This is a genomic window from Haloterrigena salina JCM 13891, from assembly GCF_000337495.1.
In the GTDB taxonomy this organism is placed as follows: Archaea; Halobacteriota; Halobacteria; order Halobacteriales; family Natrialbaceae; genus Haloterrigena; species Haloterrigena salina.
Genome location: NZ_AOIS01000067.1, coordinates 182,110 through 195,210, shown reverse-complemented (window position 1 = coordinate 195,210; position 13,101 = coordinate 182,110). Strand labels below are relative to the sequence as shown.

11 protein-coding genes are annotated in these 13,101 nt (G+C 67.2%); 4 read left to right on the top strand and 7 right to left on the bottom strand.

Annotated elements, in window-relative coordinates; all coding sequences use genetic code 11:
- Positions 1–8: 8 nt before the first annotated feature.
- The 3 genes from C477_RS21720 to C477_RS21710 form a co-directional block, all read right to left on the bottom strand.
- Positions 9–266 carry a hypothetical protein gene (locus tag C477_RS21720; RefSeq protein ID WP_008896727.1) on the bottom strand — a complete coding sequence of 86 codons (258 nt, stop codon included), beginning with the start codon at positions 264–266 and terminating at the stop codon, positions 9–11.
- 88 nt (positions 267–354) lie between these two features.
- Positions 355–693: a peptidyl-tRNA hydrolase Pth2 gene (gene pth2 / locus C477_RS21715; RefSeq protein WP_008896726.1), complete on the bottom strand. Its 339-nt coding sequence runs from the start codon at positions 691–693 to the stop codon at positions 355–357.
- A gap of 44 nt (positions 694–737) precedes the next feature.
- Positions 738–1,553 (bottom strand): hypothetical protein, encoded by an 816-nt coding sequence (locus tag C477_RS21710; RefSeq protein WP_008896725.1) that lies wholly within the window; start codon positions 1,551–1,553, stop codon positions 738–740.
- A 163-nt stretch (positions 1,554–1,716) separates the two neighbouring features.
- Between C477_RS21710 and dcd the strand changes: the two genes are divergently transcribed.
- The 3 genes from dcd to C477_RS21695 all read left to right on the top strand — a co-directional run bounded on the left by dcd (position 1,717) and on the right by C477_RS21695 (position 4,313).
- Positions 1,717–2,316: a dCTP deaminase gene (dcd, locus tag C477_RS21705; RefSeq protein WP_008896724.1), complete on the top strand. Its 600-nt coding sequence runs from the start codon at positions 1,717–1,719 to the stop codon at positions 2,314–2,316.
- 382 nt (positions 2,317–2,698) lie between these two features.
- On the top strand, positions 2,699–3,598 hold the full coding sequence (locus C477_RS21700) for a thiamine-phosphate synthase family protein (protein ID WP_008896723.1): 900 nt from the start codon (positions 2,699–2,701) through the stop codon (positions 3,596–3,598).
- 1 nt (position 3,599) lies between these two features.
- Entirely contained in the window at positions 3,600–4,313 is a 714-nt protein-coding gene (locus tag C477_RS21695; RefSeq protein ID WP_008896722.1) for a class I SAM-dependent methyltransferase, read from the top strand.
- Positions 4,314–4,371: 58 nt separating this feature from the next.
- On the opposite strand, the gene C477_RS21690 is transcribed toward C477_RS21695, so the two are convergent.
- From C477_RS21690 to C477_RS21675, 4 genes are all read right to left on the bottom strand, one after another.
- Positions 4,372–4,782, bottom strand: coding sequence for an acyl-CoA thioesterase (locus C477_RS21690; RefSeq protein ID WP_008896721.1), 411 nt, complete (start codon positions 4,780–4,782; stop codon positions 4,372–4,374).
- 90 nt (positions 4,783–4,872) lie between these two features.
- Positions 4,873–5,691, bottom strand: coding sequence for a DUF7001 family protein (locus C477_RS21685; RefSeq protein WP_008896720.1), 819 nt, complete (start codon positions 5,689–5,691; stop codon positions 4,873–4,875).
- Positions 5,692–5,958: 267 nt separating this feature from the next.
- On the bottom strand, positions 5,959–6,891 hold the full coding sequence (locus C477_RS21680; protein ID WP_008896719.1) for a sulfide-dependent adenosine diphosphate thiazole synthase: 933 nt from the start codon (positions 6,889–6,891) through the stop codon (positions 5,959–5,961).
- Between the two features lie 380 nt (positions 6,892–7,271).
- Entirely contained in the window at positions 7,272–8,771 is a 1,500-nt protein-coding gene (locus C477_RS21675; RefSeq protein ID WP_008896718.1) for an MATE family efflux transporter, read from the bottom strand.
- A gap of 193 nt (positions 8,772–8,964) precedes the next feature.
- Between C477_RS21675 and C477_RS21670 the strand changes: the two genes are divergently transcribed.
- Positions 8,965–12,804, top strand: a complete 3,840-nt coding sequence (locus tag C477_RS21670; RefSeq protein ID WP_008896717.1) for a glycoside hydrolase family 97 catalytic domain-containing protein — start codon at positions 8,965–8,967, stop codon at positions 12,802–12,804.
- Positions 12,805–13,101: the final 297 nt, after the last annotated feature.

Sequence of the window (13,101 nt, the reverse complement as noted above, 5' to 3'; positions counted from 1 at the left end):
GTCGCGTCTCAGGCCTCGCTACTGAGGTCGGCGTCGACGCGAACCTCCGAGTCGGTGATCGTCTCGATGCTCTCGGCCGGGACCTCGAGGTCGTCCTCGTTGGCGTCGCCGCGGCCGAGGCTCTGGACCCACGCTTCCGTCAGGCTCGGATCGGGGTCGACGTACGCGACCTGTTCGACGGGATCGATCTCGGTGACGATGCCGATCTGCTCGCCTCTGACGTCCATCAGGAACTTGCCTTCGTCTTCCGTCGAGATTACTGCCATTGTATTTTACGAGAATTCTCCCGAAGGGAAGTATCTACTGGTGTATGACAGTTGAAACGATCCGCGGACGCCGAGCCGTCGATCGCGCTCAGAACAGGGAGAGTTCGCCCGTGACTCTGTCGACGCGGTCGTCTCCCGCCGGGCCGACAGCCAGCGCCGTGACCGTTCCGGGCTCGAGTTGCGTGTGGCCCGCGTCCCGCACGATCGCGTTGGGGATGCCCTCACTGTCGGCGATCGCGGCGAGTTCGTGGAGTTGGCGCTCGCTCTCGCCTTTCAGGACGACCTTCTTCTGGCCGCCCTGTTTCCACTGCTTTCGAAGCTGTTTGTCCGCCTTCTCGTAGGCCGACAGCGACGCGTGGGCGACCTGCGCGGCGAGTTTTCCCTGCCCCATGCCGATATCGGTGCGGGCGACGATGGCCTGTTTCATGGCCGAGGAGAGGACGGGAACGCCTTTAGCCCTGACTATCGCGATCAGCGGACGATCTCCCGCTCGAGGCCGAGCTCGGACTCGGTTCGCCGGGCCTCCGGCCCCGTTTCGACGAGCGTCGGTTTCGAAACCGACTCGGAGAACCGGTCGGGATCGGGCGCGACGCGCTTGGAGAGCTCCGAGAAAACCGATCCCTGTCGTCCCCCCGCCAAGGCCACGCCGCCGTACTTGCGTTCCTCGAAGGGAGTCTCGTCGGGATCCGGGAACTCCTCGCGAATGAGGTCCGCGGTCCCCCGGGCGTACTCCGCCGCCTGTCGCTGCGTGTACTGGCTCTCCTCGTAGTACGTCTCGGCGTGTTCGTCGGCCAACTCCTCCGAGCAGTGTTCCGGCGACTCGTAGTAGACCGCCGCCGACGTGGTGTAGCCGCCGGCGAAGCGAACGTTCACCGTGAAGCTGTCCGGATAGCGAAGGATCAGCGGGGCGTACACCATCTCCGTGACGGTGGCCCACTGCTGGACCCGCCACCCCCCCTCGACGTAGTACGCGGCGATCTTCGCGACCCGGTCGTCGCGGTCGCCCCGAAAGTACGCCATCGCGACCTCCTCGTAGTCGTCGCCCGCAACCTGTCGCAGTCGCCGCTCGAAACTCTCGGCGGCGTGTGCGTACTCCTCGTCGTAGGCGGTGAGCAACGGGACGTCCGGATCGGCGAGCAGGTCCGCCTTCCGCTCGTGGGCCTCCGCGATGGTTCGCATGTTCTCGTGAAAGACTCGCTCGGCCTCGTCGTCGGGTAGCGGGATTCTGACCGCTCGCTGATGCAAGATCCGTGCATCGCCGTTGAACCGCTCCTGTTTCCCCTCCATGGAAACCTGTTCGGGGCACCACCTACTAATTGATTCGGGCCGCGACCGAGAAAGTATTCTTGTAGTTATTCTGAATCGAGACAGTTCTGATTTCCGTCACTCGTCCAGGGGCCGCCGAATCGGATCGGGTGATTTAGGAACCCGTGGGACGCCCCTACTCGATATGATCCTCTCCGACGCGGACATCCTCGAGCGACTCGAGGCCGGCGACCTCGTCGTCGACCCCCTCGACGACCCCGAGTTGCAGATCCAGCCCGCGAGCATCGACCTCCGACTCGGCCGAGAGTTCCTCGAGTTCCAGCGGACGAACATCCCCTGCATCCATCCGAATTCGGAACAGGAGGTCGACGAGTACGTCACCGAGACCATCGTCGAGGACGGCGACGACTTCATCCTGCATCCCGGCGACTTCGTGCTCGGGACCACCCACGAGCGCGTCGAGATCCCGCCGGACCTGATCGCCCACGTCGAGGGCCGGTCGTCCCTTGGTCGGCTCGCCGTGGTCGTCCACGCGACGGCGGGGCTGTGCGATCCCGGCTACCGCGGTCAGATCACCCTCGAGCTGTCGAACCTCGGCACCGCGCCCGTCGCGCTCACGCCCGGGATGCGGATCTCCCAGCTGACGTTCACCGAACTGAAGACCGAGGCCGAGCGCCCCTACGGCAGCGAGCGCGGCTCGAAGTACCAGGACCAGGACGGCCCGCAGGCCTCCCGGATCCAGAGCGACCACGAGTTCGGCGGCGATCAACTCGAGCGCGAGTAGTTCGGGTTCGATACCGTATTCCGTGCGATACCGATAGAGAACGGTCCGTCCGTCGTATCGGTGAGATTACCGCCACGAGTACCCCTGCTATCGTGGCAACGGGGATTACCACACCCTCCCCACCCGATTCGCTCGTTCGCTTCGTTCACTCACTCATCCCTCGCACGCGTTTGTACCGCGGTTCACCAGTTACTCGCGGGTCACTTCGGTCCCCGCTCGTTTCTCGAGGCGCTCGGTTCCCTCGCGCCTCGCATGTTCACCGCGGCACAGCGCGCGCCACCGCAGTGGACCGGTCACCGTTCTGCAGTCGATCCGTGTCTCACAGGCGCATACCGGGTCCGTGACCCACAAGTTATTCCGCCGGCGGACGTAGGGATCGCAAATGCAATTCGTCGAAGAAATCGTCGTGGACGAGTTCCTCCCGACGATACGCTCGCTGCTCGCCGGGGAACTCCGCGACCGCGGACTCACCCAGAGCGAGGTCGCCGACGTGCTCGGCATCAGCCAGAGCGCCGTCTCGAAGTACGCCCACGGCGACGTCACCACCAACGAACGCATCGCCGACGACGAGCGCGTCGAGGCGCTCGTCTCCGAACTCGCCGACGGGCTCGCGGCCGGCGACGTCACGCCCGTCCAGGCACTGATCGAGATCGAAGTCCTCGTTCGCGACCTCGAGAGCGGCGGCGATCTCCTGGCTCAGCTCCACGAGGACGCCGTCCCGGAACTCGCCGACCACGGCGCGAGCTTCCGCGTTCACGACCCCGAAAACGACCTGCGGACCAGCGAACGCGTCCTCTCGTCGCTGCGCCGCGGGCTGCGCATCCTCGAGAACGCGGGCGGCTTCGCGACCCTGATCCCGGCGGTCGGTGCCAATCTGGTCGCCTGCACGCCCGACGCGGACGACGTCGACGACGTCGCCGGCGTCCCCGGCCGGATCTTCGACGTCAAGGGGCAGGCGACGGTGCCGTCCGACCCCGAGTTCGGCGTCTCCGAACACGTCGCGAGCGTCCTGCTGGCCGCGCGCGAGCACGGGGCGAACGCGTCGGCGGCGATCAATATCCGCTACGATCCGGACCTCCTCGCGGAACTGACCGAGCAGGGCCACGTGACCGCCGAGTTCGATGAATCCAGCGACGTCGCCTCGAGCGTGGGCGCCGCGATCGAGGACGAACCCGAGGCGACGGTGCTCTACCAGACCGGCGGCATGGGGATCGAGCCGCTGATCTACGTGCTGGGGCCGGACGCCGAATCGGTCGCGGACACGGTTCGCGCGCTGATCTGAGATGGCGGGCCTGCGCTCGCGGCTCCGAACGCTGCGCGAGGAGACCGACGCCGAGAGCGCACGGGAGTTCTACGGCCGGTGGGCCGACCTCTACGATCTCGTCGCGCGTCGAACCCCCGGTATTCCGAAGCTGCGACGGCGCGGGGCCGCCGCCTGCCGACTCGAGCCCGGCGACACCGTCGTCGAGATGGGCTGTGGGACGGGCGCGAACCTCACGTACCTGCGCGAGCGGGTCGGTCCCGAGGGGACCGTCGTCGGGATCGATTTCACCGGGCCGGTGCTCGAGCGGGCCCGGGAGCTGACGGCCGAGTACGACAACGTCCACGTGGTTCGAGGCGACGCGACGCAACCGCCGCTGGCCGCTGGTTCGGACGTCGACGCGATCCTCGCGACGTTCGTCGTCGGCATGCTCGCCGATCCCGCGGGCGCGGTCGACGACTGGTGCGATCTCGTCGGCCCCGGCGGTCACGTCGTCCTCGCCAACGCCGCCTCGAGCCGGGAGTGGTACGCGCCGGCGGTCAACGCGGTCTTCCGGGCGATCGTCGTCCTCTCGACGCCGCCGACGACGAAGCTGCGCTACGAGGACGATCCGCACCGACGGTTAGACGAGAAGATCCGAGCGGGCCACGCGCGCCTCCGCGAGCGGTCGACGGCCGTCGCCGACGAGCGCCACGTCTTCGGCGTCGTGCGACTGACCGGCGGGAAACTCGAGTGACGGACGGCGTCGCTCGGGGTCGACTGAGCGATCACGGCGTCGCCCGTTGCGCGTCGGCTCAGACCGTCGTCTCGAGGCCCTCGTACGCCGCGATCGGCTCGCGGATCTCGTCGGGGAACGGAGCGGGTCGTTTCGTCTCGGGGTCGATGTGGACCATGGTCGTCTCCGCCGTCGCGGCGACGTCGTCGCCGACGCGGATCTCGTAGGTCATCGTGCAACTCGAGTCGCCCAGACGCGAGACGCGGAGGGAGACCTCGGGATCGTCGCCCTTGACGATCGGCCGCTCGTAGTCGATCTCGAGGTTCGCGATAACGAAGGAGATCTCTTCGGCGGGGATGTCGACGACCGATTCCAGGTAGTCGGTGCGCGCGATCTCGAGGTAGGTCGCGAAGACGGCGTGATTGACGTGGTCCAGCGGATCGAGATCGCGATACCGGACGGGAACCGAGACGGTAAACGGAGCACTCATTGTACGTTGTCGAAGTCGGCTGTCACAAAAGAGGACTGCGGTTCTGGCAATTCCAAGCGGCACTCTCGCGCTTCGTAGCGGGACGGCCGCTCACGCCTCTCGCTGTTCGTACAGGCGGGCGTGTGCCGTACAGAACGCCGGCTCGCGCAACTGCGCCTCGATCAGGTCCTCGTGGTAGTGGGCGTTGTAGAGGCGACAGCCCTCCCGGTCGCAGAAGGCCTCGCCCGTCTCGAGGTAGTGGTACGCCTGCAGGACGTACCCCTTCAGCGCGTCCGTCGTTCGCGGATCGTTCTCGACCAGGAACTCGCCCTCGACCTGATTCTCGAGGACCTCTCGTGGCGGCGCGTCGCCGGCGAGGAGCGCGTGACGCTGTTTCTCCTTGTAGTATTCTTCGGGCTTGGCGGGCGCCTCGTAGAGTCCCGGCACCGACACCAGCGCGGGCTGGCCGGGGACGGTCACGCGCTTGTGCCAGCGGCCGTCGTGGTCGCCCCAGGTACCGATCGCGCGGTCCAGAATCGCGACGTGGAGCGTCTCGAGGTCCCGTTCGGCCGCCGGGAGCGCGCTGTTGAGCGCCCGCTGGATCTGCGCGCCGTCATAGAGGACCCCGCCCTCGCGCTCGGGGTGTTCGAGGGCCCGTTCCTCGTAGCGGATCGTGCCGAGCATCGTATTGCCGGTCTCGCGCTCGTACGGCGAGGGGACTCGCGCCTCGGCGAACCGCTCGGCGAGGTCGTCGCTCCGGTGGACGTCGAGGAACCGGTCGCGGACCGAGACCGAGGCGTCGATGCGAGCCTCGAGCCAGTCGCCGATCGCGTCGACGTTGACGACTCCGTCGTCAGTTCGAGGCGTCGAAGACGCCTCGCTGTCGGCGACGGTCGAGGGAGCGCGATAGCAGACGACGGTATCGACCATATACAACGTAGTTGTACCACCGATGAAACAGTTGCGGTCGACGGCGAGTTTGGTGGCCTCAAGCGAACGAGCACTCCAGCGCTGGCGGATGAAGGGCTCGGAGGCGGCGACACGTCGCCGAAATCGAAACCCGACTACCGTTATGTTGGGTGGAACTCCCAGCCGAGAGACGGCTGCGAGCACTGCGAAGAACCCCTATCCGCCGGCTGTACCAACGACTGGGCGAGCGTCGATACGGCCGAAAAATACGATGTTCGCAGGGGACGGTTAGTCGTCGGCCGGCGTCGCCGCGCGCGAGGTGATGTCGACGGGTTCGGCGTCGACCTCGAGTTCGTCGAGCGCGACCTGGGCGGCGCGCTTGCCGGAGACGAGCATGGCGCCGAAGGTCGGACCCATTCGCGGCAGGCCGTAGGTCGTCGCGGTGGCCATCCCCGTGGCGATCAGGCCGTCGTGGACGAGACCGGTGTGCTCGACGACGGCGTCCTCGGACTTGCCGACCCACATCGAGTCGTGACCGGGCGAGTCGTGGCCGGGCGCGCCGTAGCTGTCGTCGCCGGTCTGGTCCATGCCCGTCGCGGATTCCTTGGCGTCGGCGATGCCGGGGGCGTCGAGGACGCCGCGCTCGTCGAGTTTCTTGACGGCCATCGCGTCGTGGCCCGTCGCGTCGATGACCAGATCGGCCTCGACGGCGATCGGGTCGACGCAAGTGATCTCGCGGGGCAGCGCGTGGACCGGCGTCCAGTTCATGACGATCCCCGAGACCTTGTGGTCCTCGCGGATGACGATGTCCGTGAACTCGGTCATGTTCTGCATCTTCGCGCCGGCGTCGCAGGCGGCCTTGATGAGTCCGGAACAGGCCTCCGGACCGTTGGCGATGTAGAGCCCCTCGCTGTCCTCGGACTGTTTGTGCGAGACGTCGAGTTCGTCGAGGATCTGCTGGGCGGGGTCGCGGACGGTGACCTTGTTCATCAGGAAGCCACCGAGCCAGAAGCCGCCGCCGAGGTAGTTGTTCTTCTCGACGACCATCGTCTTGACGCCGCGCTCGGAGAGTTCCTTCGCGGCCGTCAGCCCCGAGGGCCCGCCGCCCACGATGATGACGTCCGAGTCCGAGAAGTCCATGAACTCCTCGGTCCACTCCTGTCCGATCGCGCGGGTAACGTCTGCCTCTCCCACCTGACTGAACTGCTCGAATTCGCTCATACAACTTGGTGGTAGCACCATGTGGTGAAAAGTCTATCGTGATGGGACCACGAATATTCAGTTTGCAGACGTGTCACGGGCGAATTTCAGTGATTAATCGTGGGATCGGGGCTGCCGTCGTCCCAGTTCACCCGAACACTGACAGCCGGGTGGGTTACGGAGGATAGTCGCGCTTTCCTCTCGATCGCCGTTCCCGTGTCGTCTACGGGCTGTCCGGACTTTCTCGAGGGGAGCGGGTCGGTTCCGCACTCGGCCGGGAGCTCTCGGGGTACCTCGCTCCGAATCGTCTCCAGTTGGAGCACACGTTTCTTCCAGTCGCGGGAGGTGCCTGCGATACAGGGTGGTGGCTCCCTGACGCCCCGCGTTCGTCTCGAACGGTCTCAGTCGTCGGTCAGCTCCGGATCGCTCTCACCCGTCGCCGGTTCGTCTCGAGTCGCGGCCTCGTCGGATCCGTCACCCTCGTCGTCGATGACGCCCTCGCGCCACGTTCCCAGCCGGAACCAGGCGACGGCGACGACGAACGAGGCGACCATGCCGAACGAGTACGCCCACCAGATCCCCTCGATTCCCCAGTCGAGCCCGCCGATCTCGAGGCCGAGGACGGGAACGGTCACCGTCCACGCGAACGCCAGCACGAGCGCGACGGGGACCCGAAAGATCCACTGCGAGAGGAACGAGAGCACCATCGCTTCCCGCGTGTTGCCGGCGCCGCGGAAGGCGCCCTGGACGACCATGACGCCCGCGAAGAGGGTCCAGAACGGCGCCATAATTCGCAGGAAGACGACGCCCTCGGCGATCACGTCGGGGTCGGCGACGAAGAGCCGCATGGCCTGGGCCGGAAACGCGATCAGGACCGCGGCGACGGCGCCGATCAGGACCATCGTCCCCGCGGTCGCGGTCCGCGCGACGGCCGCCGCACGCTCGGGCGTCTCCGCGCCGAGATTCTGTCCGACGCCGGTCGCGGTCGCGTTGCCGACGGCGCCGGCGACCGCCCACGTCACGGACATCAACCGGACGCCGATCCCGTAGGCCGCGGTCGGCGTCGCGCCGAAGCGGGCGACCAGTCCGGCCATCGCGACCGAGGCGAAACTGCGGGCCCAGCCGTCGATCGTCGACGGGTAGCCGACGTCGACGAGCCGTCTCAGAACGTCGACGTTGGGCGCGAGATCCTCGAGTCGGAGGCGAACGCCGAAGCTTCCGTCGAGCAGGATGTAGATCCCCGCGGCGGCGGCCATCCCGCGAGAGAGGAACGTCGCGACGCCGGCGCCGCGGGTCCCCCACGCCGGGAACGGCCCCCAGCCGAGGATGAGGAACGGATCGAGGACGACGTTGACGCCGGCCGAGACGACGACGAGCCACATCGCCGTCTTCGTGTCGCCCGCGCCCTGCAGGGACGACCGGAACGCGAAGAAGAGGAACGTCAGCGGTAAGGCGAGGAAGATGACCTCGATGTACGCCAGTGCCTCGGCGAACACCGGCCCGCGGGCGCCGATCAGCTCGAGCAGCGGGCGGCGAAAGACCAGTCCGACCGCGGCGAGGACGCCCGAGACCGCCAGCGTCAGCAGGATCGTCTGGGCGACCACGCGGTCGGCCATCCGGTCGTTCCCGGAGCCGACGTGCTGGGAGACCAGGGCGATGGTCGCCGCCGTGATCCCGATCGCCGTCGAGACGAACAGCCAGGAGAGGGGGAACATCAGCGAGACGGCGGCGACGGCGTCGCTGCTGACGCGGCCGACCCAGAACATATCCGCGAGGTTGTAGACGGTCTGGAGGAGGTTCCCTAGGACCAGCGGCCACGCGAGGCGGGCGAGCTTCGGGGGGATCGCCCCCGTCGTCATGTCGACGCGCTTGCGCTCCGGTTGCGAGTCCGTCTCTGCCACTGTCTTTCCGTGCGAGTCTCGCTCGCTCGAGTGAAAAGCGCTCGCCTCCCGCGAACGGGTTGCCGACTCCACGGGGCTGGAACTCGCGCGTCCGCGGTTCGAAACGGTTCGGACTCGCGGGCCGAAATATGGAGTACGGTTGTTGTGAATGTCCCTTACATTTATGTGCGAGGGTGTGACAGGCACTATTTGGATGCCTGAAGAACATTTACAACAATCGTTCTCTCGTTCGAGTCGCCGTCAGTTCCTCGGCGGTGTAACGGGACTCGCGGCCGCGGCAGCGTACACGCGAGCCGTCCCCGAACGCGCGGCGGCGCGAGTCGCGAACGGCGACGACGACGCAGTCCAGCGCGTCAGTTCGCCGGACGGCACCGTCGAGGTGACCGTCGACGTCTCCGACGGGACCCCGCGCTACGCGGTGGCGGTCGACGGTACGACCTATCTCGAGCCGTCACCGATCGGATTCGACTTCCGGAACCAGTCGTCGTTCGGAGCGAGCGCGGACGGCACGACCGGTTCCGAGGTCGCGGTCATCGGAAGCGAGCGCGCGTCGGAAACGGAGGTCTGGGAGCCCGTCTGGGGCTCGTACGACCGCGTGAGCGCCGAGTACAACGCGCTGATCGTCGGACTCGAGGAGACGGCCGAACCGGACCGGTCGGCGAACCTCGAGGTCCGCGTCTTCGACGACGGGGTCGGCCTCCGAGTCGTGTTCGGTGACAGTTTCGCGAGCAACAGCGGACGGGCCGTCGTCACGTCGGAGAACACCGCGTTCGCGTTCGCCGACGATGACACCGCCTGGTGGATCCGAAACGAAGTCACCAACCCCCGGTTCGAACAGGAGTACGAGGAGACGCCGCTCAGCGAGATTCCCGGCGGCTCGCGGGAGACTCGGCCCACGGGGACGCCGATGCGAAACGGCGCGCACACGCCGCTGACCGTCGAAGCAGGCGACGGCGACGTCTACCTGAGCGTTCACGAGGCGGACCTCGAGGACTACGCGGCCGCGACGCTCGCGCCGCGATCCGACGAGGGCGGGACGGAGCTCGTCACGGAGCTCACGCCGCTGCCGGACGGGACGAAAGCGTCGCTGGAACTCCCAAACGCGACGCCGTGGCGGACGATCCAGATCGGCCGCCGGCCGGGCGATCTGATCGAGTCGGAGCTGATCCCGCTGTTGAGCGCCGACCTGAAGGAGTCGGCCATGCCGACCGTCGACGGCGAGCCAGACATCGACTGGATCGAGCCGCGAAAGTACGTCGGCATCTGGTGGACGATGATCGCCGGCTCCGCAAACTGGGAGTACCGTCCGGACGACTCGTTCGAGAGCCCCGAGGAGGCGGCGGGATACGTCCACGGCGCCCGGACCGAACGGATGAAGCGGTACATGAACTTCGCCGCGGAGAACGGTCTCGACAGCGTCCTCGTCGAGGGATGGAATGAGGGTTGGGACACCTATCCCGGCGACGGTACCGGACTCGAGTTCGGCGTCGACGACTCCTACCCCGACTTCGACGTCCGCGAGGTGACCGACTTCGGGCGCTCGCTCGAGTCCGACGTGGAGATGACGATCCACAACGAGACCGCGGGCGCGCTGCCCCACTACGAGGACCAGATCCTCGAGGACGACATCTTCCGGCAGTACGAGGACGTCGGCATTCACTCGATCAAGAACGGCTACGTCTCCGACGAAGGGCTGGGGATCGATGGCGACGGCTCCGAGCCGACGCACAATCAGCACAACCAGCTCGCGATCAATCACCATCGACTCGTCATCGAAGCCGCCGCCGCGAACCGCCAACTGCTCGAGATCCACGAGGGGATCAAGCCGACCGGGGAGATCCGGACCTACCCCAACGTGGCCAACCGCGAGGTCGTCAAGGCCCAGGAGTACGACGGCTTCGAGCAGTTGAGCGCCGACGTCGATCCGGACCACCACGTCACGCTGCCGTTCACGCGGAATCTGGCCGGCCCGGTCAGCTACCAGCCCGGAATCTTCGATATCACGTTCAACGACGACCGGGGCGGGCAGATCCAGACGACGCGGGCGAAACAGCTCGCCCTGTACCCGAACTACCTGAGCGGGCTGCAGATGGTCGCCGACCGCGTCGAGGCCTACGTCGACGAGACCCTCGCTGTCGGCGAGTGTCTGCAGGCCGCCTCGGGCGACATCGACGGCTTCGTCACGTTAGACGAGTGGCGAAACGCCTTCGGGACGAACTACGTCGCGGTCGACCCCAATCGCGTCCCGTCGGGGTCGTCGGTCTCCTTCACCGTCGAAGACGCCGACGCGGGTACGCACGAACTCCACCTCCGATACGCAGCAGCACCCGAGGATAACGCCCAGCGAGTCGTCGAGGCCGGCGAAACCCAGGCGACGCTGCGCGTCAACGGCGAGACGACGACCGTCAACCCCGACTTCACCGGCTACTGGGACCAGTGGGAGGTCTTCACGACGGAGATCGACCTCGAGGACGGCGACAACGAGATCGCGATCGAACTGCAGTACGACGATGGCGAGGAGTTCGAGGGCGACGTCGGCGGCTTCAACCTCAACACGATCGGGGTCAGCGAACCAGACGCGCCGTCTCCGGTCCCGGCCGAGTACGAGGGCTACACGCCCGAGAACGAGAACTTCGACGCGAAACCCGCCTTCGAGTTCATCGAGAGCGTTCCCGCGGCCGGCTGGGACGAGACGAACGTCGTCGATAGCGAGATCGGCGACTACGTCGTCACCGCCCGCCGAAAGGGCGAGGAGTGGTACGTCGGCGCGATGACCGACGAGGGCGGCCGCGCGGTCGACGTGCCGCTCGAGTTCCTCGCGCCGGGGAGTTCGGGCGATCAGGGCCGCGGAACGGGCTCGAACGGCAGCGCCAACGATCCCAAGGGCCCCAAGTACGTCGCCGAGATCTACTCGGACGGCCTCGGCGGCGGCTACGAGTCCGATCCCGAGACCGTCAGGATCGACGAGGCCGTCGTCGATCCGAGCGCGACGGTCCTCGCGTCGATGGCCCGCAGCGGCGGAACGGCGATCCGACTCCGTCCCGCGACGGGCGAGGAACGCGAGGAGCTCCCGACCTACGAGCGCCCTTCCCAGGACGTGCGTTACGAGATCGACGATCAGGCGGGGCTCGGCGAGCCGTTCATTACGGCCACCGGCTCGAACGACGGCGATTTCGTCGGCGGGACGACGATCGCGATCGGGATCGACGGCGAGCGCGAGACCGTCGACAACGTGCGACTCTCGCCCGGTGCGACCGACGAGACCGTCGAACTCGGCTACGCGATCGCGTCGATCGGCACGTACGACGTCGTCCTGCGCGACCCGGACGACGGGACCGTCCTCGCGTCCGAAACGGTCACCGTCGCTCCCGGCGACCTCGTCGCCGAGTTCGACGACCCGGCCGGCGACGACCACGGCCCCGGCGAGTACACCTACCCGACCAGCGACGACTTCCGGGAGGGCGCGTTCGACCTGCGCTCGTTCGCCGTCTACGAGGCCGGCGACGCGTATCGGTTCGCCTTCGAAGTCGAGGAGCTCTACGACACCTTCGGCGGGGAGTTCTCGCCCCACTACTTCGCGGTCTATCTCCGAGACCCGTCCGCAGACGGCGGTCGGTCCACCGAACTCGGCGACCTGGAGGTCACCGCCGCGTTCGACGACGACTGGCACTACCGCGTCGCCGCCAGCGGCTTCGGCTCGAGCGTCGTCGACGCGGCCGGGACCGACCTCGGATCGCCGACGACTATCGTCGACTTCGAGGGCGATACGGCCGTTCTCTCGGTCGCGAAGGACGCGCTCGGCGTTGATATCGCGAACGCCGAGGTCGTCCCCGTGGTCGGCTCCGAGGACCGCGGGACGTTCCGCGCCGTCGGCGTCGAGGCCGAGGGCTACGTCTTCGGCGGCGCGCGCGAAGACGCGGTCGAGAACGCGCCGCGAATCGTCGACCTCCTGACGCCGCCGGACGTCGACCAGTCCGAAGCGCTCGCGTACGACGCGGACTCGCTGGCGACGCTCCCGTTCGTCCCGTTGTGACCGCTTGCTCGCGAATCGAGCACCCTCGTCGGTGTCGGTGTCGGTATCGGTGACTGCCCGAACGCCGACCGACTCCACCGAGCGGCTTTTGCAGACGGTTACAGGGGGCCGATCGATCGGCGCACGCGGCGGAGTGGAACGGACTCCTCGAGTGGTCGCATCCCCGCTGACACCTCGCGCACACGCGACCGCACGACCGCGCACACCGCACGCACACCCGCGCTGTCGGTCGGTTTTCGGCGAAAGCGTTATCAGATCCTCGGTCGTAGCGAGCGACGATGCAGGACACTCGCCCGT

Bases quoted from the DNA above. Each gene is read 5' to 3' on its own strand.
- C477_RS21720 (WP_008896727.1), bottom strand. From the start codon at position 266: ATGGCAGTAATCTCGACGGAAGACGAAGGCAAGTTCCTGATGGACGTC.
- pth2 (WP_008896726.1), bottom strand. From the start codon at position 693: ATGAAACAGGCCATCGTCGCCCGCACCGATATCGGCATGGGGCAGGGA.
- C477_RS21710 (WP_008896725.1), bottom strand. From the start codon at position 1,553: ATGGAGGGGAAACAGGAGCGGTTCAACGGCGATGCACGGATCTTGCAT.
- dcd (WP_008896724.1), top strand. From the start codon at position 1,717: ATGATCCTCTCCGACGCGGACATCCTCGAGCGACTCGAGGCCGGCGAC.
- C477_RS21700 (WP_008896723.1), top strand. From the start codon at position 2,699: ATGCAATTCGTCGAAGAAATCGTCGTGGACGAGTTCCTCCCGACGATA.
- C477_RS21695 (WP_008896722.1), top strand. From the start codon at position 3,600: ATGGCGGGCCTGCGCTCGCGGCTCCGAACGCTGCGCGAGGAGACCGAC.
- C477_RS21690 (WP_008896721.1), bottom strand. From the start codon at position 4,782: ATGAGTGCTCCGTTTACCGTCTCGGTTCCCGTCCGGTATCGCGATCTC.
- C477_RS21685 (WP_008896720.1), bottom strand. From the start codon at position 5,691: ATGGTCGATACCGTCGTCTGCTATCGCGCTCCCTCGACCGTCGCCGAC.
- C477_RS21680 (WP_008896719.1), bottom strand. From the start codon at position 6,891: ATGAGCGAATTCGAGCAGTTCAGTCAGGTGGGAGAGGCAGACGTTACC.
- C477_RS21670 (WP_008896717.1), top strand. From the start codon at position 8,965: ATGCCTGAAGAACATTTACAACAATCGTTCTCTCGTTCGAGTCGCCGT.